24 protein-coding genes are annotated in these 23,501 nt (G+C 67.5%); 11 read left to right on the forward strand and 13 right to left on the reverse strand.

The window, feature by feature from the left end:
* Nucleotides 1–9 precede the first annotated feature (9 nt).
* Nucleotides 10–741, forward strand: a complete 732-nt coding sequence (locus RR42_RS20665; protein ID WP_043351011.1) for an MBL fold metallo-hydrolase — start codon at nucleotides 10–12, stop codon at nucleotides 739–741.
* A 24-nt stretch (nucleotides 742–765) separates the two neighbouring features.
* Here RR42_RS20665 and RR42_RS20670 read toward each other — a convergent pair whose 3' ends face one another.
* On the reverse strand, nucleotides 766–1,374 hold the full coding sequence (locus tag RR42_RS20670; protein ID WP_043351015.1) for a glutathione S-transferase family protein: 609 nt from the start codon (nucleotides 1,372–1,374) through the stop codon (nucleotides 766–768).
* Between the two features lie 155 nt (nucleotides 1,375–1,529).
* Between RR42_RS20670 and RR42_RS20675 the strand changes: the two genes are divergently transcribed.
* Nucleotides 1,530–1,988 carry an Lrp/AsnC family transcriptional regulator gene (locus tag RR42_RS20675; protein WP_043351018.1) on the forward strand — a complete coding sequence of 153 codons (459 nt, stop codon included), beginning with the start codon at nucleotides 1,530–1,532 and terminating at the stop codon, nucleotides 1,986–1,988.
* 83 nt (nucleotides 1,989–2,071) lie between these two features.
* On the opposite strand, the gene RR42_RS20680 is transcribed toward RR42_RS20675, so the two are convergent.
* The 6 genes from RR42_RS20680 to RR42_RS20705 form a co-directional block, all read right to left on the reverse strand.
* Entirely contained in the window at nucleotides 2,072–2,923 is an 852-nt protein-coding gene (locus RR42_RS20680; protein WP_043351021.1) for an OmpW family outer membrane protein, read from the reverse strand.
* Between the two features lie 35 nt (nucleotides 2,924–2,958).
* On the reverse strand, nucleotides 2,959–4,191 hold the full coding sequence (locus tag RR42_RS20685; protein ID WP_173430721.1) for a DUF2957 domain-containing protein: 1,233 nt from the start codon (nucleotides 4,189–4,191) through the stop codon (nucleotides 2,959–2,961).
* Between the two features lie 390 nt (nucleotides 4,192–4,581).
* Complete coding sequence (locus RR42_RS20690; protein ID WP_419188890.1) at nucleotides 4,582–5,418, reverse strand: DUF1571 domain-containing protein; 837 nt, start codon at nucleotides 5,416–5,418, stop codon at nucleotides 4,582–4,584.
* Nucleotides 5,419–5,753: 335 nt separating this feature from the next.
* Nucleotides 5,754–6,689, reverse strand: a complete 936-nt coding sequence (locus RR42_RS20695) for a TetR/AcrR family transcriptional regulator (protein ID WP_043351025.1) — start codon at nucleotides 6,687–6,689, stop codon at nucleotides 5,754–5,756.
* A 279-nt stretch (nucleotides 6,690–6,968) separates the two neighbouring features.
* Nucleotides 6,969–8,564: a GMC family oxidoreductase gene (locus RR42_RS20700; protein ID WP_043351026.1), complete on the reverse strand. Its 1,596-nt coding sequence runs from the start codon at nucleotides 8,562–8,564 to the stop codon at nucleotides 6,969–6,971.
* A 21-nt stretch (nucleotides 8,565–8,585) separates the two neighbouring features.
* Nucleotides 8,586–9,170: a hypothetical protein gene (locus RR42_RS20705; protein WP_043351028.1), complete on the reverse strand. Its 585-nt coding sequence runs from the start codon at nucleotides 9,168–9,170 to the stop codon at nucleotides 8,586–8,588.
* Between the two features lie 161 nt (nucleotides 9,171–9,331).
* On the opposite strand from RR42_RS20705, the gene RR42_RS20710 reads away from it, so the two are divergent.
* From RR42_RS20710 to RR42_RS20735, 6 genes are all read left to right on the forward strand, one after another.
* Nucleotides 9,332–10,435 carry an AraC family transcriptional regulator gene (locus RR42_RS20710; RefSeq protein ID WP_043352491.1) on the forward strand — a complete coding sequence of 368 codons (1,104 nt, stop codon included), beginning with the start codon at nucleotides 9,332–9,334 and terminating at the stop codon, nucleotides 10,433–10,435.
* Nucleotides 10,436–10,708: 273 nt separating this feature from the next.
* Nucleotides 10,709–12,283, forward strand: a complete 1,575-nt coding sequence (locus RR42_RS20715) for a flavin-containing monooxygenase (RefSeq protein ID WP_043351031.1) — start codon at nucleotides 10,709–10,711, stop codon at nucleotides 12,281–12,283.
* 55 nt (nucleotides 12,284–12,338) lie between these two features.
* On the forward strand, nucleotides 12,339–13,253 hold the full coding sequence (locus tag RR42_RS20720; RefSeq protein WP_043351033.1) for an SDR family NAD(P)-dependent oxidoreductase: 915 nt from the start codon (nucleotides 12,339–12,341) through the stop codon (nucleotides 13,251–13,253).
* Nucleotides 13,250–14,212, forward strand: coding sequence for an alpha/beta fold hydrolase (locus RR42_RS20725; RefSeq protein ID WP_043351036.1), 963 nt, complete (start codon nucleotides 13,250–13,252; stop codon nucleotides 14,210–14,212). Before RR42_RS20720 ends, RR42_RS20725 begins: the two co-directional genes overlap by 4 nt.
* A gap of 61 nt (nucleotides 14,213–14,273) precedes the next feature.
* Nucleotides 14,274–15,146 (forward strand): metal-dependent hydrolase, encoded by an 873-nt coding sequence (locus tag RR42_RS20730; RefSeq protein ID WP_043351038.1) that lies wholly within the window; start codon nucleotides 14,274–14,276, stop codon nucleotides 15,144–15,146.
* Entirely contained in the window at nucleotides 15,143–15,307 is a 165-nt protein-coding gene (locus RR42_RS20735; protein WP_043351040.1) for a rubredoxin, read from the forward strand. The genes RR42_RS20730 and RR42_RS20735 overlap by 4 nt, the downstream gene beginning before the upstream one ends.
* 34 nt (nucleotides 15,308–15,341) lie before the next feature.
* On the opposite strand, the gene RR42_RS20740 is transcribed toward RR42_RS20735, so the two are convergent.
* Complete coding sequence (locus RR42_RS20740) at nucleotides 15,342–16,247, reverse strand: MerR family transcriptional regulator (RefSeq protein ID WP_043351043.1); 906 nt, start codon at nucleotides 16,245–16,247, stop codon at nucleotides 15,342–15,344.
* 170 nt (nucleotides 16,248–16,417) lie between these two features.
* On the opposite strand from RR42_RS20740, the gene RR42_RS20745 reads away from it, so the two are divergent.
* From RR42_RS20745 to RR42_RS20755, 3 genes are all read left to right on the forward strand, one after another.
* Nucleotides 16,418–17,347 carry a LysR family transcriptional regulator gene (locus RR42_RS20745; protein ID WP_043351044.1) on the forward strand — a complete coding sequence of 310 codons (930 nt, stop codon included), beginning with the start codon at nucleotides 16,418–16,420 and terminating at the stop codon, nucleotides 17,345–17,347.
* Nucleotides 17,348–17,541: 194 nt separating this feature from the next.
* Nucleotides 17,542–18,510, forward strand: coding sequence for a Bug family tripartite tricarboxylate transporter substrate binding protein (locus tag RR42_RS20750; RefSeq protein WP_043351046.1), 969 nt, complete (start codon nucleotides 17,542–17,544; stop codon nucleotides 18,508–18,510).
* 120 nt (nucleotides 18,511–18,630) lie between these two features.
* Nucleotides 18,631–19,602 (forward strand): M14 family metallopeptidase, encoded by a 972-nt coding sequence (locus tag RR42_RS20755; RefSeq protein WP_043351048.1) that lies wholly within the window; start codon nucleotides 18,631–18,633, stop codon nucleotides 19,600–19,602.
* Nucleotides 19,603–19,744: 142 nt separating this feature from the next.
* On the opposite strand, the gene RR42_RS20760 is transcribed toward RR42_RS20755, so the two are convergent.
* From RR42_RS20760 to RR42_RS20780, 5 genes are all read right to left on the reverse strand, one after another.
* On the reverse strand, nucleotides 19,745–20,272 hold the full coding sequence (locus tag RR42_RS20760) for an Sbal_3080 family lipoprotein (protein WP_043351050.1): 528 nt from the start codon (nucleotides 20,270–20,272) through the stop codon (nucleotides 19,745–19,747).
* Between the two features lie 247 nt (nucleotides 20,273–20,519).
* Nucleotides 20,520–20,723 carry a hypothetical protein gene (locus RR42_RS20765; protein ID WP_043351053.1) on the reverse strand — a complete coding sequence of 68 codons (204 nt, stop codon included), beginning with the start codon at nucleotides 20,721–20,723 and terminating at the stop codon, nucleotides 20,520–20,522.
* A gap of 45 nt (nucleotides 20,724–20,768) precedes the next feature.
* Nucleotides 20,769–21,347, reverse strand: coding sequence for an OB-fold putative lipoprotein (locus RR42_RS20770; protein WP_043351055.1), 579 nt, complete (start codon nucleotides 21,345–21,347; stop codon nucleotides 20,769–20,771).
* Nucleotides 21,348–21,656: 309 nt separating this feature from the next.
* A complete protein-coding gene (locus RR42_RS20775; protein ID WP_043352493.1) occupies nucleotides 21,657–22,070 on the reverse strand; it encodes a hypothetical protein in 414 nt (137 codons plus the stop codon).
* A 118-nt stretch (nucleotides 22,071–22,188) separates the two neighbouring features.
* Entirely contained in the window at nucleotides 22,189–23,406 is a 1,218-nt protein-coding gene (locus RR42_RS20780; RefSeq protein WP_063778423.1) for an acyltransferase family protein, read from the reverse strand.
* Between the last annotated feature and the right edge of the window lie 95 nt (nucleotides 23,407–23,501).

Consider the following 23,501-nt stretch of genomic DNA (forward strand, 5'->3'; position numbering starts at 1 on the left):
GAGACAACGATGACCGTCACCAACGCCCGGTCGGGCACCAACGTCCACGAAATCGCGCACGGGATCTATCGGATCAATACCCCGGTCCACATCGACGGGGGCCCGGGCGGCTTCTCCTTCAACCAGTACCTGATCGTCGACGACGAGCCGCTGTTGTTCCATACGGGGCTGCGCAAGATGTTCCCGCTGGTGCATGAAGCCGTGGCCAGCGTGATCGCACCGGCCCGGCTGCGTCATATTGCCTTTTCGCACGTGGAAGCCGACGAGTGCGGCTCGCTCAATGAATGGCTGGCGGCAGCACCCCACGCATCGCCGCTGTGCGGCACCGTCGCCGCCATGGTGTCCGTCAACGACCTGGCCGACCGGCCCGCGCAGGGCCTGGCGGACGGGCAAGCCGTGCCGCTTGGCCACCATACCGTGCGCTGGTTCGATACGCCGCACTTGCCGCATGCCTGGGAGTGCGGGCTCATGATGGAGGAGCGCACCGGCACCTTGCTCTGCGGCGACTTGTTCAGCCAGGGCGGTGCCGAGCTCCCGTCCCTGACCGAAGCCGACATCCTCGGGCCGAGCGAAGCGTTCCGGCGCGGCATGGATTACTTCTCCCACACGCCGAACGCCGGGGCCATGCTGGAACGCATGGCGCTGCTGCAGCCGACCACCCTGGCCTGCATGCATGGCAGCGCCTGGCGCGGCGACGGCGCCGGCTTGCTGCGCGCGCTTGCCCAGGCTCTGGCGAACTAAGCACGGCTGGCGCGCGACGGTGGATCAGGTCTGCGGCGTGTCCCTGAACACGGCAAGGCGTTCGGCGGCGGCGCTGAACGCCGCCAGCGCAGGATACGCTGACGCCTCGACGCAGGCGGGCAGCATCAGCTGCGTGAAGCTCCACGCCACGGCGGCGGTTACGTCGGCCTGCGTGAGCAAGCGCTCGTCCGCGGCAAGCGCCGCCCCCGCCAGTTCTGTTTCCAGCGCCGCGCAGGCGGCATGCAACTGTCCCTGTACGCGCTCGATCCACGGCTCATGCTGCTTTTCCGCCGGGCGCAGGTTGCGCTCATAGACGATCTGCACCGTCTTCTCGCACGCCGCCAGCGCCAGGCCGATCACGCGCAAGGCATGCTGGCGCGGCTCGGGCTGCGCGGGCATCAGGCTGCGCGTGGCCAGCGTCTCGGCGTAGTCCAGGATCAGGCCGGACTCCATGAGCACCACGCCGTTGTCGCAAACCAGGGTGGGCGCCTTCACCACGGGATTGATCGCGCGAAACTGCTCGAACGTGCTGAACACCGAGACTGCCCGATGCTCGAATGGCAGGTCCAGCAGCCGCAGCGAGATGGCCACGCGGCGCACATAGGGTGAGTCGAGCATGCCGATGAGTTGCATATTGCCTCCGGAAGGATGTCGGGCTGCGCATTGCGCCGCACTGAGTTCCAGCATAATCGCAGCACGCCATCGCCATGAATGGCAAGGCATCGGAAATCGGCACCGCGCACCGATGAATCATCGGCGGCGCGCAACAGGTGCCATGGGAGACTGGGATGGAGCTGGACAAGAAAGACCGACTGATCCTGGAGGCGCTGCAGGCCGATGCCCGCCAGAGCCTGGCGGCGCTGGGCAAGCGCATTGGCTTGTCGCAGCCGGCCATGAGCGAGCGCGTGCGCAAGCTGGAGGACGCGGGCGTGATCGAAGGCTACGGCGCGCGGGTGAACCTGCGCGCGCTGGGCGTCGGCCTGCAGGCGATCATCCATATCGAGACCACGCACGCCTATATCCAGAAATATGTGAAGCTGTTCGAGAGCATGCCCGAAGTGCTGAGCGCCGATCGCGTGACCGGTGCGCATTGCTTTATCGTGCGTTGCGCCATCGCCGATCCTGCCGACCTGGAGCACGTGGTCGACACGCTCGCGGCCCACGGCTCGGTGACCACATCGCTGGTGCTCTCAAGCCCCGTGCGCAAGACCGTGACGGTACCGGCCGTCAGAGTTCGAATACCTTGATCTAGTGCTGGTTTGCTCCCCTCTCCCACTCGTTGTGAGAGAGGGAGTGACAGCCCTCGTCCTCGCAAGCGGCTTTGACCCCGTCAGAATTTATACGTCGCCGCCACGAACATGATCAGCGGGTTCGGGCTGATGGTGGCCTTGGAGGTGGACAACACCGTGCCGTCGGACGCCCTGATGATCATCGATGACGTCGTCTTGAGCGGAATGTAGGTGACCGATGCGCTCAGGCCCCACTGATCCGTGATCGCAAAGGAGCCGCCGATGTTGAACACCGGCGCGAACGAATTCGACGCCTTGGCCTCCACCGAAGTCGGCCCAGGCTTGCCGGCGCCGGCGGCCAGCGTGGCGCCCAGGTTGTTGTTGACCGAGGCGGCGAACGCCGGGTTGAGCTCGATGTTGGTGAAGAAGTTGTACGACACACCGATGCCAAGGAAAGGACGCACGCGCGCGGTAGGCTCGAAGAAGTGGTACTGCACCATCGTCGCCGGACTCCACTGGCGTGCGCTGGTGATGATCGGGTTCAGGCCGGGGTCGCCAAGCGGCTGCTGCCCCAGCGCGCCCGCAGGGCCCGGCGGGATCAGGTTGCCGTGGCCGTAGAGCTTGAACTTGGGCGGAATGCCGCCCACCGCCGTGAGCGCGATGTGGTCCGTGAAGAAGTGGCTGAAGGTCAGCCCCAGCGTGTCCGCGTTGGATGTGCTGATGCTGCTGCCCGGCGCCGTGAATGACGACGGCAAGCCCAGCGGGCCATTGATGGGCGCATCGATCACGCTGGTGGTGAACGGGCTGCTGTTGCCGCTGGTGTTGATGTGGAACCAGCCGGCAGCGACGACGTTGTCGCCGGCTTTCTGTGCATGGGCACTGGGCATGCCGCCCAGCCAGGCCAGCGCGGCGATCAGCAATGGCGCTGCCAAACGAAAGGCATTCTTCGTCATCTTGTCTTCCCGGGATAAGTTGGATTGCATGGCCGTCATTGCACGAAGGCGCCGATGGTGAAGTACGGGCCGGCGCTGCGCGACTCGAGGAAACCGAACACGCCGCCGGTGAAGATGAACTTGCCGGTGGGGCTGCCCGCCGCGCCATCCTTGCGCGTGGTGGTGACCACGCCGGCCAGCTGCTGCGAGAAGTCCAGCTTGAGCGCCGTGGCGAGCGAGGCGTCCGACGGGTGGAACGGGTCGAGCATGGCCGCGTCCGCCGCCACCAGCGCGGTGGTGCGGTAGTCGAAGTTGCTGTCCACGCCGACGTACTCGCCGTTGACCGTGCCCTGCGTCACGGCGATGGCCGGCGCCATCATGCCGATGCCGATCTCGTCGTCGGCGCCCAGTGCCATGCCGTTGGTGAGCGAGCCGTTGGCGTAGCCCACCCGGATCATCACCGGGACCAGCTGGCCGCGCAGCTTGCCCACGATCAGGTATGCGCGGCCCAGCGTGGCGCCGAGCGTGGGCGGATCGATCTCACCCTTGTAGTTGGCCGACATCAGGCTGCCGTTGGCCTGCGGCACAAAGCTCTTGCCCTTTTGCGAGCAGGTGCCGCCCGTCTTGTTGTCGCACACCTGGAACGAGCCGTCGGCCGCCAGCGCCATGCGGTAGTCCTGCGCCACCGTCTGGAAGTTCTTCGACGGCACCTCGTGAAAGCCGTAGCCGTTGTACTGGCCGGCGATCTTGGTGAGGTCGGTTTCGGTCTGCGCGAAGCCGATGAACTGGAAATACGGGAAGGTGGTGTCCGGCACCGCGCCCGCACCCAGGACACCATTGAACTGGATGCGCGCACCGGGAATGGTGCCGCCCGCCACGCCGTCGCCAACGAACAGCCGCGCCGGGCGATTCGGGTCCAGGCTCGCGCCATTGAGCTGGAACGCGCACTGGTTGAGCTTGTCGGTGGGCAGGCCTGTTTCCTGCGACAGCGTGCCCGTCATCACGTTCTGGCCGCCGGTGGTGTCGCTGCGGGTCGGCAGGACCGTGCCCGTGGTGCGCGGCACCGAGGAGTCGAGGAAGGTCACTTGCCAGGTCTTCCTGGTGGTGTCGATCTGCACCTTGACCAGTTCCCCAGAGCCGGTGCCACCGGTGAAGGTGGTGGTGTAGTCGAGCGCCGCGGGACACAGCCGCACCGGTACGGCCGGGGCGGAGCTGGTGCTCGCGGCAGAACCGCCACCGCCGCTGCCGCTGCCACCACCATCGCCTCCGCCGCCGCACGCGGCAACCATCGCGGCACCAAGCAGCGCCGCGCCGTAGCGCAGGAGCCGCTGCCCATGATGATTCCTCCACGGCGTACGCTGCCGATCCTGCCGATCCTGCCGGTGCTGCAAAGGATGCTGATGCATGATGCTTGTCTCCTGAAGCGCTGTGTCGCGCGTGGTGCCGCTTTTTTCTCTTGCGTGCCGCTATGCGTGGCAACGCATCGTCCTTTTCGGTGCAGCGACTCTCGCTGCCGAGGCAAGCGAGCGTCAATAGAGTGCGCGTTCCAAACATGGCGCGCCGTGCCCTCGCCACCGCTGCGCAAGCGCTCGCGCCGTTTGTTCAAACTGCTGTGCGTGTGCCCGCGCAAGCGGATTCAAACGCGCGCGGCGCTGCCTGTCGGGCACGGTGATGCAACATCAGAACTTGTAGTCGCCGTTTTTCGCATCGAAGGCGCTCGCGTCGAAGGTCTTGCGCACCGCCTTTTCGAAGACAATCTTCTCGACCATGTTGCCCTCGGCATCCCAGGCGGTTTCCACGCGTGGCCAAGGGTTCTTCAGGTCCAGCATCAGCTGCACGCGCTTGGCGTAGTAGCGTGGCGCACCGGCCGGCAGGTCCCAGGTGAGCGCGACCATGCGCGTGCCCTGCTCCTGCACGATGTCCGCACGCGTGAACTTCTCCGTGAGCCCGGCGGCGCGCAGCGACCTGGCATCGCGCTCGAGCATCGACACCACGTACTGGAAGCCCAGGTCGCGCACCGTGTGGTTGGACTGCGCGCGCGCGATGGTGCCGTCGAGCGCGATCCACATCGAGGTGAAGCCCAGCATGCCGCCGAGGTGGCCGTACATCTCATCCTTGCGCTGCGTCTCGTCGTAGATGATTTCCTGGCCGGCCTGGCTGCCGCCCGGCAGCCACTTCGCATAGAGCTGGCGCGGTGCGTGGCGGTAGCGGATCATCATGCGCGCGGGCTGGTCTTGCCACTGGCCGTTGAGGCGCTCCTGGCGCGTCATCCAGTACTCGTACTCGGGGTAGCGGTTCATCTCGGTCCTGGCCCACAGCAGCGCGGCCTCGGGCTGCAGCGCGTTGATGGCCGCAAGCAGCTGCTCGTCGGGCAGCTTCGCCAGTTCCCCGCTGGCGATCTGCCTGGACAGCAGCGCGGCTTGCTGCTGTGCCGTGAGCCCGTCATAGGCGGTGCCGGCGAGGCCCTGTGGCTGCGGTTGTGCGAGCGCCGGCAACGCGAGCGCGAAGATGAAGATGAAGGCGAAGGCGGCTGCGAGGTGGCGCAGCAAGGGCAATGGTTTTCTCAATGCGGATGCAGATGCGGATGCGCCAAGCGCATGGGAATACAAGGCTTTCACGATGCAGATCTCCTGTTGTGGCGTCGGCCCGCGCGCAGAACGCGGGCGGCGGCGGTCCACCGCGTGCGCCGGGCGCACGCGTGGTGTCGTTGAGAACGGAAGGCCTGAGTGCGGATCGCTGCGGAAATGCCGGGCCAAGGACGGCCGGATGCCTGGCGCAAGCGGGGCTCTCGCTACTCGGGTTCCTGGAGGCGGCCAGGCCCGCGCCGGCTGTTGACCGGCGCCAGCGCGCACTAGGTTCTGGAGCGGGTACGCATCCAGTCGTCGAGCGGATTGCTCGGGAAGACGATGGGGTGCTCGCGCGCGCCGCGCACCGCCATGCTGGTGACGGCGGCGCGTGTCGCGCCCTCGTTGCGTGCCGCGCGGCGTGTCTTGCGCACGGCAACGGAAAGGGTGTCGGCGCGTTGCGCCTGTTCTGCCGCCAGCGCACTGAGCGCGGCTTGCCCAGCATGCTCCTCGGCATGCTGGGTCTCACCGATCTGGAACACGTCCTGCAGCGCGCACAGTTGCTGGCTGGCGGGCACGGGTGCCTTGAGCGCGGCCACCACCATCGCGCTCAACTGGGCGAGCACGTGCGCGTCGCTCAGCGCCTTGCCTTGCGTGAAGGCCGGCAGCAGGTTGCCAAGCTCGTCGCCGGCCAGCACACCGGCCAGCGCCTTGAGCGCAAAGTTCAGGCGCCAGCCCAGTTCTTGCGGCGGGATCTCGGGCAGCGCGCGGGCGAAGGCATCGGAGAAGCGGCCGAACACCGGCGCGTAATGGCTGAGCAGATACGACTGGATGAATGGCGAGGTATCGGAATACACGCGCCCCAGCAGCCGCAGGAACGACGGGCCGCCCACTTCGGGCTCGCGCGCCATTTGCAGCGCGGGCACGAAGAGCGCACCCATCACGTGTTCGCAGCGGATCTGCGCGCCCGGCCAGCGTGCCTCGCAGGCATCGAGCAGCGCCAGGCGGCGCGTGTTGAGCGGATCGAGCCGGCGGCCCAGGACCGCCTGCATCATGATGTCTTTACTGCGGAAGTGATAATTGACCGCGGCCAGATTGACGATCGCGCGCGATGTCACTTGCCGTAGCGAGGTGCCTTCGTAGCCAACCTCGATGAACAAGCGTTCGGTGGCGTCCAGAATGCGGGCCTTGGTGTCTCCTGCCGTGCCTTTCCCGGTCTTCATAGGGGGCGTCTCTCTTATGGTCATGCCGTACAACCCCAGCAAAACTCCACACACTGCAGCAGCTCCCTGCTCTGACGGCAAACGGATGCTTGAAACAGATGTACGGAGCCTAGCGAGCGCTGCGCGCGTTTCACAAGTGCATTTTTGGAGCGTTGCCTCTAACCGGATTTGATTGTGCCTGCATGCCGCGCGCGCCATGCCGGATTTTGCTTCCCTGCTAAAGGGGGGGGCGGGCCCGGCGGGCCAAGGCCCGTGGCCGCGCGCAGCGGCGAGCGGCACTCATCGGGCCAGCTGCCCTGCCAGCGCCTGGGCGTTCTGCGCGCTGAGTGCAAAAACAGACAGTTGCGGATTCGCCCCTATGCTGGTCGGAAACACGGAGCCGTCCAGCACCGACAGGTTGGCCAGCTGGTGATGGCGGCCATGGCTGTCGACCACCCCGCCCTGCGGCTCGTCGCTCATGGCGCAGCCGCCCATCAGGTGCGCGGTAAACAGCGCGGCGCGGAACTTGGCCAGCGCCAGCGTGGCGATGCCCTGCCTGGCTTGCGCCCAGCTGTCGTAGTACGGCGCGTCCAGGTGGGCCGGGCGCACCCGCAGCGCGCCCGCGGCGAACTGCGCCTCGGCCATGCTCAGCCAGGCGCGCCGCATGCCGTCCCAGACATAGTCGCTGATGTCGTAGTCGAGCACCGGGCTGCCATCGTCGGCAAGGCGCACGCGCCCGCCTTCGCTCTGTGCAACAAAGCCATCGCGCAGCAGCGCCAGCATGGCGTTGGTATGCGGCAGCGCGGCCATGTCGGCGCGCAGCGCCTCGCCCACCTGATTGAACACGCCCGCGCTGATGCCGGGGAACAAGGGCGGCACTTCCAGCTTGTAGCCCATCGGGCCGGTGGCGCCATCCTTCCACTGGAAGTGATCGGAGGCGATCGATTGCGGCGCGCCGTAGTACGGGTCGACCTGTTCAGGCATCACCGCCACGCTCAGGTTGACCGGATGGATGAAGGTGCGCACGCCGACCCGCTGATAGGGGTCCGGCACGCGCGAGCGCAGCAACAGCGCCGGCGTGTTGATGGCGCCGCCGGCCGCCACGTAGTGCCGCGCGCGCACGGTCACCGCGATGCCCGAAGGCGTGCGGCCATCGGCACCCAGCGCTTCGCCAGCAAGCGTGGTGACCGTCTTGCCGTCATGCTCCAGCGCGCGCACCCGCACGCGGTGGAGCAGCGTGGCGCCTTTGGCCAGCGCGGCGGGGATGGTCGAGACCAGCATCGATTGCTTGGCGTTGACCGGGCAGCCCAGCCCGCAATAGCCGGAGTTCCAGCAGCCTTTCACATTGCGCGGGATCACGTGCGACTCCCAGCCCAGCTTGTCGCAGCCGCGCTTGAGCACATCGTTGTTGTTGTTCGGCGGCATGCCCCACGGCGCCACCGACAGCCGTGCCTCCATGCGCTCGAACCACGGTGCCATGTCCGCGGCGCTGTGGCCGCTCACCGCGTGGTGCGCGGCCCAGTGCGCCAGCGTTTGCCTTGGCGTGCGAAAGCTCGACGACCAGTTCACCGTCGTGCTGCCGCCTACCGAGCGCCCTTGCAGGATGGCGATGGCGCCATCGGACGTGGCGCGCGCCGCGCCCTCCTGGTACAGCTCGCGATAGGCGCGGCCCTCGTCCATGTCCTTGAAGCTGTCGGAGGTGCGCAGCGCGCCTTCCTCCACCAGCACCACGCGCAGACCGGCTTCGCTGAGGATCTCGGCGGCCACGCCGCCGCCGGCGCCGCTGCCGGCAATGACCACGTCGGCGTCGAGCGAAAGCGGCGCGGTCAGGGCGGCGCCGTCCACCACGTTCCAGCCGGCGGCGATGCCGGCACTGTAGATATCGGGAATGGCCATGAGTGACTCGCGTAATGGATTTCAGGCGTGCAGCGCACGAAAGACCGCGGGATTGGGGCCGGGATAGCCGCTGCCCGCCCACGCCGCCGGCAGCAGGTAGTAGCCCACGCTGCTGAGCTTGACCAGCACCACGGCGCCGGCATTCAAGGTGGCGAAGCGGCTGGCGCGCCAACGTGCGAGAAAGTGGCGCACCTGCTGCGTGTCGGCCTGCTTCCAGTCCCGGCTCACGCCGGCGAGTGCCCAGCGCAACGGCCCGATGGCGAGCAGGTCGAGCAGCTTGCGCAGTTCCGCGCGCGCGTTGGCATCCATGGCGGCGCATGTGGCGTCGACATTGCGCACGGCCTGGCCGAGCTGTAGCTCGCGCGGGCCGCGCTCGCGCTCGGCAAGCTCCGCCACCACGGCGGGCAGCAAGGCGGTGAACAACGCCACGTCGCCGTCGCGCAGGAACCGCATGCCGGTGGCGGGTTGCTTGTGCGCGGGCGAGCAGCCGGACAATGCCGGGACCAGGCCCGCACATGCGAGTGCAGCGGACAAGCCAAAGCCAATCTTGAGAAAGCCGCGCCGCGACAACGCGCACGCGGGCGGCTCGGTGGCTGGGGTGTGCATGGTGTGTCTCCTTTTTTGCGCTGATCCGTCTGCTTGCGGGTGCATTGCGCGGGCGTCGCGCAGGCATTGCGATTCGGCGTTGCCGATACCCCGCATTGACGCTCGCCGCAGTTTGGATAAAGATCGGGCCCCGGTCTTGATCCCGCATGACAGGTGATTTGATGCCACGCGCCAACGCGGCGCCCCCCGCCGCTGCTGTCACCGACATCGCCAGCGCTGCTTATGGTGTGCAGACGCCCGGCACCGTGTCGCTGCCCTACCTGCGCACCGTGCTCGACTACGGCGAGGCCGCCGGCATCACGCCGGCCGACCAGCTCGTGCTCGCAGGGCTCGATCCCGCCTTGCTCGACAGCGCGGCTGGCCCCGCCACGCGCATCGGCGTTGCGCACTACCTGACGCTGCTCGATGCGCTGGAGCGCGCCGCCGGCGATCCGCTGGCGGGCCTGCACGCGGGCGCGGCGTTCCGGCCGCGCCACTATGCCGAGATGGGCTATGTGGTGCTGACTACGCCCACCTTGCGCGAGGCCATCCTGCAGGGCATCCGCTACGAGGTGCTGGCCAACGATATCGGCCGCACCCGCCTGCATGAAACGCCGCAGGGCGCGTGGATGACGTGGGAGGCGCAGCACGGCCCGCTGTCGCGCCACGCGCACGAACTGCACATGGCCACGTGGATCTGCTTTTCCCGCTGGCTGCTGGGCGAGGGCTTCTTCGCCGAGCGCATCGAGTTTCCCCACGCGCCGCCACCCGGTGGCCACACCGGCGATTACGCGCAGGTCTTCGGCTGCCCGGTGGCATTCAACGCCGGCCGCCACGCCATGCACATCGATCCCGCGCTGCTGGCGCGCCCTTCGATGCAGGCCGATGCGCAAATGCAGACACAGATGACGCGCATCGCCCAGGCCCAGCTGCGCGCGCTGGAGGCGGACGGCGCTGGCGAGATCGCGCAGGCGCGTGCCTTTATCAGCGCAGCGCTGCATCGGGGCGAGGTGCCGATCGCGGCGGTGGCAGCGCACCTGCGCTTGCCGGTGCGCACGCTGCAGCGGCGGCTGCAGGCGCAGGGGCTGAACTACTCCGCGCTGGTCGACGGGGTGCGCCGCACGCAGGCCGAGCACCACCTTGCCGACCCCGCCATCAGCCTCGCCCAGCTGGCCATGCTGCTCGGTTTTTCGGAGCAGAGCGCGTTCAGCCATGCGTTCAAACGCTGGACGCAGGAAACCCCGAATGCCTGGCGCAAGCGGTTGCTGGGCCGCGCGCCGGGATAGCCACCGCCGCCTTTCGGCAATATCTGGCAGATGGGAGTCGGTTTCAAACGCAGCGGTGGGTACGCCCTCCGGTGCGGGAAATCGCGCTTTTTCCCCGTTTTATGCGCTCAAATCACCACTAAAATCCGTTAAAAATTAGAAGAACGATTCAAATCTCCGTGTTGACCCGGGGCGCTGGCGTACCTACGATGACATTCATCAATGTCACAATCAATGATGTTGCGACGCAATACGGCATGCCGCCGTGCACGCCCGCGACACGAGAGACAGCTTATGAATGCGCCAGCAGACCTGCCCCCGGAGTTATCCACAGCCCAGCCATCACCGGAGGGCCCCGGCCCCACCGAGCACGTCGATATCGCCATCATCGGCACCGGCTTTGCCGGACTGGGCATGGCGATCCGCCTCAAGCAGGCAGGCTTGCATGACTTCGCGCTGTTCGAGAAGGCCGCCTCGGTGGGGGGCACATGGCGCGACAACCACTATCCGGGCTGCGCCTGCGATGTGCAGTCGCATCTGTACTCGTTCTCCTTCGCGCCCAACCCCAACTGGTCGCGCATGTTTTCACCGCAACCGGAGATCCGCGCCTACCTGGAGCGCTGCACCGATCAGTTCGGCCTGCGCCCCCACCTGCGCCTGAACCACGAACTGCGCCGCGCCGCGTGGGACGACGCCAACGGCACGTGGCAGCTCGACATGGCCGATGGCAAACGCGTGCAGGCTCGCGTGCTGGTGTCGGGCATGGGCGGCCTGAGCCGGCCGGCGTATCCCGATATCCCAGGCCTGGCGCGCTTTCGCGGCGAGGCGTTTCACTCGCAGCACTGGAACCATGACTACGCGCTGGCGGGCAAGCGCGTGGCGGTGATCGGCACTGGCGCCAGCGCCATCCAGTTCGTGCCGCGGATCGCGCCGCAGGTGGCGCACCTGGACCTGTTCCAGCGCACGCCGCCGTGGATCATGCCCAAGCCCGATCGCAAGGTGTCGGCCGCCGAGCGCTGGCTGTTTGGCCGCCTGCCGCTCACGCAAAAGCTCATGCGCACCGGCATCTACTGGGCGCTGGAGTCGCGCGTGCTTGGCTTCGTGGTGCATCCCAAGCTGATGACGGTGGTGGCGCGCATCGCGCGCCGCCATATCAAGCGGCAGATCGCCGATCCCGCGCTGCGTGCCACCGTCACGCCGGACTACACCATCGGCTGCAAGCGCGTGCTGATCTCCAACGACTATTACCCCGCGCTGGCGCGCGCCAATGTGGATGTGGTGACGCACGGCATCGACCACGTGGAGGAAGACGCCATCGTGATGCGCGACGGCACCCGCCGCCAGGCGGACTGCATCATCTTTGGCACCGGCTTTCACGCCACCGACCCGATTCCGCGCGGCGCCATCCTCGGCCTGCGCGGCGCCGACCTGCTCGACGCCTGGCGCGATGGCGCCGAGGCGTACCTGGGTACCACCGTGGCCGGCTTCCCCAACTTGTTCCTGGTGGTGGGGCCCAACACCGGCCTGGGGCATAGCTCGATGGTGTTCATGATCGAGTCACAGGTGAACTACATCCTCGGCGCGCTCAAGGCCATGGGCCAGCAGCGTGTGCAGGCCATCGACGTGCGCCCGCCCGCGCAGCGCGACTACAACGCCGGGCTGCAGCGCAAGCTGGCGGGCGCGGTGTGGTCGGAGGGCGGCTGCGTGAGCTGGTACCTCGACCCCAAGACCGGCAAGAACACCACGCTGTGGCCCGGGTTCACCTGGCAGTTCCGCCGCGCCACCGCACGTTTTCGCATGGCCGACTACGAGGTCCGTGCGCTGACAGCCAACGCAGCCAGCGCAGCCAACCGGGCCATCGAGGCGTGAGCGCGTTGCGTGCCCGGCCGCGAACCAGACCAGAAGAACACCGAGGAGACACCGCATGAAGGATTTCAAGAACAAGGTGGCCGCCATTACCGGCGCAGGCTCCGGCATGGGCCGCTCACTGGCGCTCGCGCTAGCGCGCGAAGGCTGCCAGCTGGCGCTGTCGGACCGCAATGAAAAAGGCCTCGCGCAGACGGTGGCCGAGGTCATGCGCGCAGCGCCGGGCCTGGTTTTCACGCAGCACTGCGTGGATGTATCGGACCGTGCCGCGATGTATGCCTGGGCCGAGCAGGCCGCGCGCGCGCACGGGCGCATCAACCTGATTTTCAACAACGCTGGCGTGGCGCTGTCGAGCACCATCGAGGGCATGAGCTACGATGACCTCGAATGGATCATGGGCATCAACTTCTGGGGCGTGGTGCATGGCACCAAAGCGTTCCTGCCCTACCTGAAGGCCAGCGGCGAAGGCCACGTGATCAATACGTCGAGCATCTTCGGCATCTTCGCGCAGCCCGGCATGAGCGGCTACAACGCGAGCAAGTATGCGGTGCGCGGCTTTACGGAATCACTGCGCCAGGAGCTCGACATGCAGGCATGCGGCGTGTCCGCGACCTGCGTGCACCCGGGCGGCATCAAGACCAATATCGCGCAGGCCAGCCGAATCTCCGCGAACGTCACCGGCTTCCTGGTGCACGACGAGCAGCAGGGCCGCGACGAGTTCGAGAAGTACTTCATCACCACGGCGGACAAGGCCGCGCGCGTGATCCTCAACGGCGTGCGCCACAACCGCCGCCGCGTGCTGATTGGCCCGGATGCGGTTGCCGCCGACATGATGGCGCGCTTGCTGCCGGCGGCCTACCAGAAGCTGGTGGTGTTCGACGCGCGCCGCAAAGGCCCGCTCGGCAAGCCCGCCGCGGGCGTGCCCAGCACGGTGCCGGCCAAGGCCAGCGGCAATGGCGGAGATGCGCAATGAACCGCGTCGCCATGCCGGCGGACAGCCGCCTCTCGCAGCCACCTGGCGCGCTCACGCGCTGGTTCGGCCAGGGCCGCGTCGGGCTGTTCAGCCTGTCGCGTGAAACGCTCGCCAGACGCTATGCGCTGCCCGCCTCGCGCTGGGTGCAGGTCATGGGCACGCTGGTGCATTACACCGATGAAGGCGTGCCCGGCGGCGAGCCGCTGCTGCTGATCCATGGCTTCGGCGCCTCGCTGCACACCTGGCAAGGCGTGCTGCCTGCGCTCGCGCAACACTATCGCGTGCTGCGCGTGGACCTGCCGCCCTTTGGCCTGACCGGGCCGTTGCGCGATGCGCGCGGGCGCATTCTCACCATGGATGTGGATACGTACCGCCGCTTCATCGACGCCTTCTGCGACGCCATCTACCTGCAGCGCGCCAGCGTCATCGGCAACTCGCTGGGCGGCCTGATCGCATGGGACATGGCCGCGCGCCATCCCGGGCGCGTCGACAAGATGGTGCTGATCGATGCCGCCGGTTTCCCGATGAAGCTGCCGCTCTATATCGCGCTGTTCAACCACGCGCCGGTGCGCTGGTCGGCGCCGTGGCTGCTGCCGGAGTGCGTGATCCGCGCTGCCACGCGCGATGTCTACGGCGATGCCTCGCGGGTGGACGAAGGCACCTTCCGCCGCTATGTCGATTTCTTCTACGCCGAGGGCAGCCGCGAAGCGGTAAGCCGCATGGTGCCCAAGCTGGATTTCGACGCGCTCGACACGCAAGCGCTCAACGCCATCCGCTCGCCCACGCTGGTGCTGTGGGGCGAGCGTGACCGCTGGATCCCGCCGGCACATGCGCAAGCCTTTGCCGAGCGCATCCCGGGCGCGCGGCTGCAGCGCTACGCGGGCCTGGGCCATATCCCGATGGAAGAGGATCCGCAACGCGTGGCGGCGGACCTGCTGCCTTTTCTCGACGCGCGCTGAGCCCGCTGTTGCAACACCCGACGCACCCGACGCATTCCACGAATCGACAGGAGTACTCATCATGATGCCAGTCCGACGCGATGTGCATCCCCACTTGCCCGCCAGCCGCATCGCTGACTGGCACGTGCGGGGCCGCCATGTCACCCACTTCGTCAACGCGCTCTCGATCTTCTTTCCGGCGGGCGAACGCTTCTTCATGGACAGCGTGCGCGCCTATCGCGACGCTGTGACCGACCCCGAGCTCAAGCGCGCCATCGCAGGTTTTATCGGCCAGGAGGCCATGCACACGCGCGAGCATATTCTCTACAACCGGCTGATGACGGATGCGGGCCTGCCCGCCGAGCCGCTCGATCGGTTCGTTGGCAAACTGCTCAACGTGCTGCGCAAGATACTGCCCAAGTCATGGCAGCTCGCGCACACCATCGCGCTCGAGCACTACACCGCGATGCTTGCCGGCGGGCTGCTGGCCGACCCGGACCAGATGGGCGGCTCCGAGCCCGGCTATCACCAGGTGTGGATCTGGCACGCGCTGGAAGAGACCGAGCACAAGGCGGTGGCCTACGACGTGTGGAATGCCGTGATGAAGCCGGGGCTGTATCGCTATCTGCTGCGCACCTTCACCATGCTCACCACCACCGTGACGTTCTGGGCGATGGTGTTCGTGTTCCACATCCGGCTGGTGATGGCCGATCGCGAGTGCCGCAACAAGCTCGGCGGCTTTGGCGGCGTGGTGCGTTTCCTGTGGGGCAAGCCCGGCGTGCTGCGCAAGATGATGCCGGAGTGGTTCGATTATTTCCGGCCGGGGTTTCATCCGTGGGATCACGACAACCGTGCGCAACTGGCGCGCATCGAGCCGCTGATCGCGCAGATCGAGGCCACCTCCGCGCGGGCCGGCGTGTCCAGCCGGGCGCCTTCGGTGAGGGCTGCGGCATGAAGATCTGGCAGTGCGAGATTTGCGGGCTGGTCTACGACGAAGCCGCTGGCATGCCGGAGCATGGCATCGCGCCCGGCACGGCCTGGAGTGCCGTGCCGGAAGACTGGAGCTGCCCCGATTGCGGCATGCGCAAGGGCGATTTCCAGATGGTGGCGCTTTAGGTAGTTGGCCCGCTCACGCCTGCGCGTACCTGTATCAGCGCCTGGCCTTGCGCGGCCCAGCCTTTGGCGCGTTGCCCGCGCCGCCGTCTTCCGGTGCGTCGTGCAAATGCTCGATGATGGCCGCCACGCGGTCGCCGAGGTATTTGTTGGCCGACTGCTCCATGGCCCGCATCATCTCCGCTTCCACCGCCACCATGGCCAGCGGGCGGATGCGCCACAGGATATCCACCAGCCGCGGCACGTCCTGCGGCGGTGGCAGCTTGCCTTCGCCGAAGCGGTCCAGCTCGCGCACCACCATGGCCACGATCCGGTCCGATACGGCTTCAAAGTGCCCGCGTGCGTGCTCGACGATGGACAGCACATCTTCCAGCGCAAATCCCGCGCGCGCGATCTCCACGCCGGCAGTCAGCATGCGCGGGCTGCGTGCGAGGTAGCCCATGCCGTCCGGCTCCAGCAGGCCAAGCGCGATGGCCTTGGCCAGCGCCGGGCGCGATATCGCGCGGCCGAACAGCCTGGCCAGCGCCAGGTAGGAATAGTGGCGCGGCGCTTCGTCGGTCCACGGGCTGCCGATAGCGGATTCCAGCCCGAGGATGGAGCGCAGGTCGTGCCCTTCCACGATGGCCTTGAGCAGCTCCTGGATATTGTTCAGCGTGTAGCCGCGCGCCAGCAGGTGGTTGATCAGCCGTAGCCGGCCCAGGTGCGTCTGCGTGTAGATGCCCACACGGCCGCGCCGCTCGGGCGGATCGATCAGGCCGCGGTCCTGGTAGGAGCGCACATTGCGCACCGTGGTGCCGGCCGCCCGCGCGAGTTCGTCGATGGTGTATTCCGGCGGCGTGCCGTTGCCGGAGCCGGAGCCGGCGGCATCGTGGGCGGTGGGCGCGGATGACGACGCGGACGACGGCGAGGAGGTGGGCGCAGCGCTGCGCTTGAAGAAGGCCATGGCAAAAATTCTACCCGAGTCGTGCGGCTGCCGTGTGTCGCATGCCGTGCGCCGCGCGCCGGGGCCCGTACAGCTACAGCTACAATAATCGTAGCGCCGCTCTTCGCGACGGCGGCATTTGCCCGGATCATCCCCATTCAACTTCTGCGCGCGCCCTGGCGCGAGTCCTTATGCATATCCGCTGGCTGGAGGATTTTGTGTGCCTGGCCCAGGCCGGCAGCCTCGCGCGTGCGGCGGAGCTGCGCAACGTCACGCCGCCGGCATTCGGGCGCCGCATGCAGGCGCTGGAAGTCTGGGCGGGCGCGCCGCTGATCGATCGCAGCGTGTTCCCGGTGCGGCTCACCGATGAGGGGCGGCAGTTCCTGGAGGCCGCGCAGAGCGCGCTGCGCACGCTGGACGAGACGCGCATGTCGCTGCGCGCGGCGCATCGGGCCGATGCCAGCACCGTGGTGATCGTCACCGGCAAGACGCTGGCGCGCTCGATGGTGCCGGCGTGGCTGGCCGGCCTGCGCCATGCGCTGCGCAACGACAAGGCGGCTGCGGGCTTTCGCACGCGGCTTTCCACCTTTGCCACGCACGACGCGCTGGCGATCTTCACCGAAGGCGACGCGGATTTCCTGCTTTGCTACAACTCGCCGGAGCAGCCGGTGACGCTGGACAGCGCGCGCTACCAGTACCACCTCGTGGGCGAGGAGCGCCTGGTTTGCGTGAGCGCGGCGGCCGATGGCGGCGGGCCACAGTACAAGTTGCTCGCCCGCGGCCAGCGCGCCCCGGTGCCGATGATCGCCTACGCGCAGACGCTGACCCTGGGCCGCATGGTCAACGGCGAGATCGCGCGGCGCGGGCTGGCCAGCCGGCTCGACGTGATCGCGGTCAGCGACTTCGCCGAATCCGTGCATGAAATGGTGCGCCAGCGCATGGGCCTGGCGTGGTTGCCCGCGCGGCTGATCGCCGATGACCTGCACGCCGGGCGCCTGGTGCGCGCCGGGCTGGAGGTAGGCGGCGAGTCGGACCTCGTGATGCAGATCCTGCTGTATCGCCCGCGCGCGCCCATGCGGGCACTGGGCGAGGCCTTCTGGCATGCGGCGGTGGCGGGCTAGCGCCACTCGCCGCGTCCGCCTTGGCGCGGGCCCCGGCCCGATCCCAGCCCTTGATTCCCCACCCCTTGCCAAAACGGCAAGCGCCATTGCCAAAGCCGCACGTTGCTGCGCCCGCATGCTCTCTAAGATCGCCGCATGCCTGCATACCTTGCCTGTCTGCATACGGCGCAAATCAAAAAACGGAGAGACCTGCCATGAACAAACTGCTGCGTGCGGCTGCTGCCGCATCCTTCTGCCTGCTTGCCGGCGGCGCCAGCGCCTCGGGCTGGCCGACCAAGCCGATTTCCCTGGTGGTGGGCTACACCGCGGGCGGCAGCGTCGACCTGGTGGCGCGCACCATCGCACCGGAACTGGGCAAGCGCCTGGGCCAGAGCGTGGTGATCGAGAACCTGGGCGGCGCGGGCGGCACCATTGGCGCGTCCAAGGTGGTCAAGGCCGACGCCGACGGCTACACGCTGCTGATGGGCTCGGGCAGCGAGGTCTCGATCGCGCGCCTGACCAACCCCGCCGTGCGCTACGACGGCGAGCGCGACCTGGCGCCGATCACCTTCGTCGGCACCCAGCCGATGGTGCTGGTGGGCAAGTCCGCGCTGCCGGCCAGGAACGCCGACGAGCTGATCGCGCTGGCCAAGGCGCAGCCGGGCAAGCTGGCCTATGCCTCGTCCGGCGTGGGTACGCCGCTGAACCTGGCCGGCGAGCTGATCAAGCAGCAAGGCAAGGTCAACATCACCCATGTGCCCTACAAGGGTGCATCCGCCATGTCCACTGACCTGCTCGGCGGCCAGATCGACCTCGCCGTGATGGTGCTGTCGTCGGCGCTGCCGCATATCCAGGCTGGCCGGGTCAAGGCCTACGGCGTGACCGAAGGGCACCGCGCCCAGGTGGCGCCCAACGTACCCGCGCTGGCGGAAAGCAGCACGCTCAAGGGCGTGGACATGGGTGTGTGGTTTGGCCTGATGGCGCCGGCCAATACGCCGCGCGCCGTGGTAGACCGCCTGAACACCGAGATGCAGGCCGTGCTGGCCATGCCCGACGTGAAGAAGAAGCTGGCCGAGGCCGGCGTGGAAGTGGCGCCGGGCGGCCCGGGCCAGTTCGCCAGCTTTATCAAGCGCGAGACGGTGAAGTACAAGAGCATCGTCCAGACTGCCGGCATTCACGAATAAGGGGACGGCGGCAGGCGTACCATTTGCTTGTCGCAAGCGGCGGCGCCGGCGGTTGCCGCCCGCCCTTGCTACTTTCGCTCCTCAGTCGCTATCACTGGCAATCTTGCCGACCCAAAAGACATGACGACCACTGCCCCCAGCTTCGACGCTTACCCGGTTGAAGTCGAATTCCCCGATATCTCCGCCTACGCCGCCGGCAACGCCGGCGTGGCTTACGTCCACACCTTCGACAGCGGCGTGCCCGGCCCGCACGTGATGGTCAATGCGCTGACCCACGGCAACGAGGTGTGCGGCGCCATCACCGTCAAGGCGCTGCTGGACCTGGGCCTGCGCCCGCGCCGCGGCCGCCTGACGCTGGCCTTCGCCAACGTCGACGCGTACCACAGCTTCGATGCGGCCCGCCCGGATGCGTCGCGCTATGTCGACCAGGATTTCAACCGCGTGTGGACGGCCGCCGTGCTCGACGACACCACCCGTGACTCGTCCGAGCTGCGCCGCGCGCGGGCCATGCGCCCGGTCATCGATACCGTGGACCTGCTGCTCGACCTGCACTCCATGCACGAGAAGAGCTTGCCGCTGATCGTGTCCGGCCCGCTCGACAAGGGCATCGCCCTGTCGCGCGCCGTGGGCGCGCCCGCCAATGTGATCGTGGACGAGGGCCATCCGGAAGGACGGCGCATGCGCGACTACGAAGGCTTTGGCGACCCCGCCAGCGCCAGGAACGCGCTGCTGGTCGAATGCGGCCAGCACTGGGAAGCCGCTGCCGTGGGCGTGGCCCGGGACAGCACCGCGCGCTTCTTGCTCCATGCCGGCGTGATCGACGCGGCCGACGTGCCCGCTGGCTGGCTCCTGCCCTTGGCGCCGCAGCGGGTGGTACGCGTGACCGAACCCGTGGTCGCCAGCAGCATGGACTTCCGCTTCGCCGGCCCATACACCGGGCTGGAAACCTTCGCCGAAGCCGACACCGTGATCGGCTGGCGCGACGGCGAGCCGGTGGTCACGCCGTATCCGGATTGCGTGCTGGTGATGCCGTCGCTGCGGCAACTGCGCCCGGGCGTGACCGTGGTGCGCCTGGGGCAGGTGGTAGGCTGAGCGGTTGATTCAAGTGCGCAGGCACGCACAAGCAAGCGCCCCCTGAAGAGGCGCCATTCGTGCGTGTCTGCGCGCCCCGCAAGGGAATAACGCCGCACTTCTCGCTGTCATGGGTACGCCATCGCCAAGGCGGCGGAGGCGGTCAGGCTGGCGTAGCCGGCGATTGCGGGGCGCCCGGCGCACCTGGCGTGCCGGCCGTGGACGGCTTTGGCCGCATGCCGGGCAGCAATTGCTCGAACAACTCGTCGATCTTCATCTCGGGCGGGACCAGGTTGCTCAGGTTGAGGCCACCGGCGCTGCGCAGGGCATCGTAGTTCGCCTTGCCGGCGCGCTCGCCGTTGATATAGACGATGATCTCCGCCGTACTCAGGAAATCGCGCCAGTAGGTCTGGCGTTGCATGTAGACCGTGGCGGTATAGGGGCACGACGCCACCGACGAGCCGGGCGACAGCATCTTGAACTCAAAACCGCGCTGCTGCACCGAGTCGCGGATGTATTCCGCATAGGCATTGCCGCCGCTGCCCGGGTTGGCGATCACGCAAAACAGCGTGCCGTCAGCGGGCTGCATGGAGGCGATACGGTCGCCGCGGTCGACCGGCACGACGGCCTGGTACGTGGCGCAGCCGGTGACCAGCAAGCCTAGGCTGGCGGCTAGCAATGCTTTTTTCATGATGTTCCTGGAAACGCTGGTGCAAGGGTGCCGAACCGGGTTGTCGGCAAGCGCGCCAGGCAACTTTAGGCCATTGCGGCCGCGGCAATCGTTGGAACAGAGCAGGAAAATCGGTCCAGCGCTGGTTCTGCGGCGGGTGGGCTCAGAGCACAATGGCCTGGCGGCGGCGTAGCGCCATCACCTGCGCCTCGAAGGCACGCGCGGCTCTGGCCCGATCGGCAGCCTTCGTCAGGCGCCTCAGGCTGCTTCAGGCCTTTGCCACCCCCCCGCTGGCCATCGTGCCCACCACCATCAGGCAGATCGCGGCAAGGAACACGCCCACCAGCAGGATCTGCAGGCGCCCCACCGGGCGGCCCTTCAGGAAGGCGTTGCTGATGAACGGTGGCGAGACCAGCCCCACCACGGTGACGATCAGGATGGTCAGGGCGAGTACGGAAAGCAGGGTTTGCATGCTGGATATCGATCTGGGTAAATCCGGGTAAGTCAGTGCTCGCGCTCAGTTGGCGCCGCCACGCACAAGGCAATCTTCGAGGACGGGCGAGCCTTCCACCTGGCCCGCGCCGGTGCATTCCACGGCCACCTTCTGTCCGCGCCGGACCATGGTTGCGCGTGCCTCGACCTCGCAGGTGCGCCCGGCGGGGCCGCAGATCTGGATCGGCAGGAGCTTGGCGCGCACCACCAGGGTCGGGCTATTGGAGCGGATATCCAGGAAGACCGTGTCGTTTCCCTCGCGCCTCGCGCCGCTGGCCACGCCCTCCACGATGAAATACTTGCCCAGGTAGCGGTCGTTGGCCGTGCCAACGTTCTCCTGGTAATCGTCGACAAGGGTGTCCGCCTGGTATTGCGGCAGGATGTCGGTGGAGCGGTTCGGGTCGATGCTGATCGGGTCCAGCGTGCCGTTCTTGGGCACGCCGCGCGCGCCGGCGTTGGGCTCCGGCACCGCCGCGGACGCTGCCGTGACCGGCTCGGGGGCCGGCTCTTCCTGCTGCGCTTCATGGTTGCCGGTGAGCCACAACATGCCAAGGACGGCAAGGGCGACAACACCGATAAGGATTTGCTGGGTACGGTTCAACATCCGGGGTTTCCTGCAATAGAAATAGGCCATTGCGCCGGCACGCTCGGCTCAGCTGCCAGCCCGCCTGTGGCAAGGCCTGGCGGCGCCAGGCCGGGCGCTCGGGCGGGGCTTGCCAAAAAGTTGCCCACAGCTTTGCCCACAGGGTTGTTCGGTCTTCTCCACAGACTTGTCCACAGCCTGGGCGAGGTGCCGCGTGGGGATCCGGGGGGAGGCATGCGCATGCGCTTCATGGCGATGGCGTGACGTAAAGCCGGCTTGCTGCGGGGCCGCCGGGCTGCGCCGCATCAAGGCGCAACCGGCAAGCCGCGCTCAGTGAAGGTGCCGCAGCCCGGTTTCGTCGTCGTCTTCGTCCTCGTCTTCCCAGTCTTCATGCTCGATCGGGGTGTCCGGCGCCATGTCGAACACCATCGAGTGGTGCTGCACGGTGAACCAGTCACGGAACTGCTGCAGCGTCAGCGTTTGCGGCCACAGGCTTTCGTCGAACCACTCCCCCAGCATGAATTCGAACAAGCCGCGCCAGCGCTGTTCCACCCACTGCAGCGCTTCCGACGTGGTCGAAACATCGTCCGGCACCAGGAACACACTCTGGTCCTCGCGCACATGCTCAAGGGTCAGCGTGGCTACCGGGTCGATATCCACGGCCATGATCCATTCGAAGAAAGGCTGCTGCGGCACCAGTACGACGAGCGAGCGATTGAGGGTAAAGCGGGGATGATCGGTCATGGCAGGGGCTCGTTCGCTGAAACGGCCCATTGTAGCGGTTGGCCGTGCCCGCATGCGATTCATCGGTGGGCCGGCGGCCCGGCACTGCCAGGCCGCCGCCCGCCGCGGATCAGCATGCCTAGATGATGGGCCGTCCGCGCCTGGCGGGGTCGGCGCCAAACGTGTCGCGCGCCGGCAAGGCGGCGGATGGCGGGGGCGGCGCCGGTGTGGGAACCCGGTTGGGGAACAGCATGTCCTTTAGCCCCAGGAAGCGCTTTTCGATCAGGTGCCAGCTCAGCAAGGCCGCTGCGATGGAGGCGCACAGGCACGCCGCCGAAAAGCCCAGCTGCCAGGGGATCTGGCTGCCGAACAACAGGCGCGGCTCGCCGAACACCTTGACCGCCGCCACGCGGATGATCGGGTGGAACACGTAAAGCGCGTAGCTGTACTTGCCCAGGAACACCAGGTACCGGTTGCTGAACACGGCGTGCCGGTCCGTGGCGCAGGCCGCGTAGATCAGGCCCACCGCCACCATGGCAACCACCGAGAAGCCCACGGTGTAGATCAGCGGGCTGGCTTCCAGCCGGGAGCCCATGGCCGCGAGCCCGCCCGCCAGCACCAGCAGCGCCAACGGCGCCGCCTTCACCAGCCAGGGCTTGAAGTGCAATCCGCGCCGGACCGCCATCGCCAGCAACGCGCCGGCCACCAGGCCATCCAGCCGGGCCGGCGTGAACACCGAAATGGCATCCGCGCTGAAGCCTTGCAAGACCATGCCGACGCGCAGCGCCAGCGTTCCCGCCAGCAGCACCAGGCAGAGCCGGCGCATGGCGGCCAACGGCAACAGCAGCACCAGCAACGGCCACACGGCGTAGAACTGCTCCTCGATGGCAAGCGACCACAAATGCCCCGCGCCCGCGCCGAAGAACGTGCCGGCCAGCGCCTGCTTGAGGTTGGACAGATACAGCACGAACCACGGCCAGCTGGCCTGCACCGCCTCCAGCTTGGCCTGCTCGTTGGCGCCGACGCGGTGCGAGATCAGCGGGAACAGCAGCACAAACAGGACGGCCAGGTAGAAGTAGTACAGCGGAAAGATGCGCAGCACGCGGCGCCCGTAGAACGCGCGCAGATAGTTGGGCGCGCCCTTGGTGCGCAGCAGGATGCCCGTGATCAGGAATCCCGACAGTGCAAAGAAGATATCCACGCCAATCCACCCCGTCATCGACAACTGGTAGAACAGGCGGTCGAGCGGCAGGTCCGACACCAGGCCCACATGGGCAAAGTGATAGAGCATGACGATCAGGACCGCCAGGCCCCGCACACCGTCGAGCGCGCAAAGGTGTGTACCGTCTCGGTTCATGTTCACTCCCTGCCTGGGATGGCCACGCCCGGCGCGGGCGGGCTCCCCCGGGGCTGCCGTGGTGCGATGTCAAAAGGTACCGCGCGGCCTGCCCC

Origin of the sequence: Cupriavidus basilensis (genome assembly GCF_000832305.1) — a bacterium.
Taxonomy (GTDB): domain Bacteria; phylum Pseudomonadota; class Gammaproteobacteria; order Burkholderiales; family Burkholderiaceae; genus Cupriavidus; species Cupriavidus basilensis_F.

Excerpts from the sequence above, each read along its gene's own strand:
- RR42_RS20665 (WP_043351011.1), top strand. The coding sequence starts at position 10 with ATGACCGTCACCAACGCCCGGTCGGGCACCAACGTCCACGAAATCGCG.
- RR42_RS20670 (WP_043351015.1), bottom strand. The coding sequence starts at position 1,374 with ATGCAACTCATCGGCATGCTCGACTCACCCTATGTGCGCCGCGTGGCC.
- RR42_RS20675 (WP_043351018.1), top strand. The coding sequence starts at position 1,530 with ATGGAGCTGGACAAGAAAGACCGACTGATCCTGGAGGCGCTGCAGGCC.
- RR42_RS20680 (WP_043351021.1), bottom strand. The coding sequence starts at position 2,923 with ATGACGAAGAATGCCTTTCGTTTGGCAGCGCCATTGCTGATCGCCGCG.
- RR42_RS20685 (WP_173430721.1), bottom strand. The coding sequence starts at position 4,191 with ATGGTTGCCGCGTGCGGCGGCGGAGGCGATGGTGGTGGCAGCGGCAGC.
- RR42_RS20695 (WP_043351025.1), bottom strand. The coding sequence starts at position 6,689 with ATGAAGACCGGGAAAGGCACGGCAGGAGACACCAAGGCCCGCATTCTG.
- RR42_RS20700 (WP_043351026.1), bottom strand. The coding sequence starts at position 8,564 with ATGGCCATTCCCGATATCTACAGTGCCGGCATCGCCGCCGGCTGGAAC.
- RR42_RS20705 (WP_043351028.1), bottom strand. The coding sequence starts at position 9,170 with ATGCACACCCCAGCCACCGAGCCGCCCGCGTGCGCGTTGTCGCGGCGC.
- RR42_RS20710 (WP_043352491.1), top strand. The coding sequence starts at position 9,332 with ATGCCACGCGCCAACGCGGCGCCCCCCGCCGCTGCTGTCACCGACATC.
- RR42_RS20715 (WP_043351031.1), top strand. The coding sequence starts at position 10,709 with ATGAATGCGCCAGCAGACCTGCCCCCGGAGTTATCCACAGCCCAGCCA.
- RR42_RS20720 (WP_043351033.1), top strand. The coding sequence starts at position 12,339 with ATGAAGGATTTCAAGAACAAGGTGGCCGCCATTACCGGCGCAGGCTCC.
- RR42_RS20725 (WP_043351036.1), top strand. The coding sequence starts at position 13,250 with ATGAACCGCGTCGCCATGCCGGCGGACAGCCGCCTCTCGCAGCCACCT.
- RR42_RS20730 (WP_043351038.1), top strand. The coding sequence starts at position 14,274 with ATGATGCCAGTCCGACGCGATGTGCATCCCCACTTGCCCGCCAGCCGC.
- RR42_RS20735 (WP_043351040.1), top strand. The coding sequence starts at position 15,143 with ATGAAGATCTGGCAGTGCGAGATTTGCGGGCTGGTCTACGACGAAGCC.
- RR42_RS20740 (WP_043351043.1), bottom strand. The coding sequence starts at position 16,247 with ATGGCCTTCTTCAAGCGCAGCGCTGCGCCCACCTCCTCGCCGTCGTCC.
- RR42_RS20745 (WP_043351044.1), top strand. The coding sequence starts at position 16,418 with ATGCATATCCGCTGGCTGGAGGATTTTGTGTGCCTGGCCCAGGCCGGC.
- RR42_RS20750 (WP_043351046.1), top strand. The coding sequence starts at position 17,542 with ATGAACAAACTGCTGCGTGCGGCTGCTGCCGCATCCTTCTGCCTGCTT.
- RR42_RS20755 (WP_043351048.1), top strand. The coding sequence starts at position 18,631 with ATGACGACCACTGCCCCCAGCTTCGACGCTTACCCGGTTGAAGTCGAA.
- RR42_RS20760 (WP_043351050.1), bottom strand. The coding sequence starts at position 20,272 with ATGAAAAAAGCATTGCTAGCCGCCAGCCTAGGCTTGCTGGTCACCGGC.
- RR42_RS20765 (WP_043351053.1), bottom strand. The coding sequence starts at position 20,723 with ATGCAAACCCTGCTTTCCGTACTCGCCCTGACCATCCTGATCGTCACC.
- RR42_RS20770 (WP_043351055.1), bottom strand. The coding sequence starts at position 21,347 with ATGTTGAACCGTACCCAGCAAATCCTTATCGGTGTTGTCGCCCTTGCC.
- RR42_RS20775 (WP_043352493.1), bottom strand. The coding sequence starts at position 22,070 with ATGACCGATCATCCCCGCTTTACCCTCAATCGCTCGCTCGTCGTACTG.
- RR42_RS20780 (WP_063778423.1), bottom strand. The coding sequence starts at position 23,406 with ATGAACCGAGACGGTACACACCTTTGCGCGCTCGACGGTGTGCGGGGC.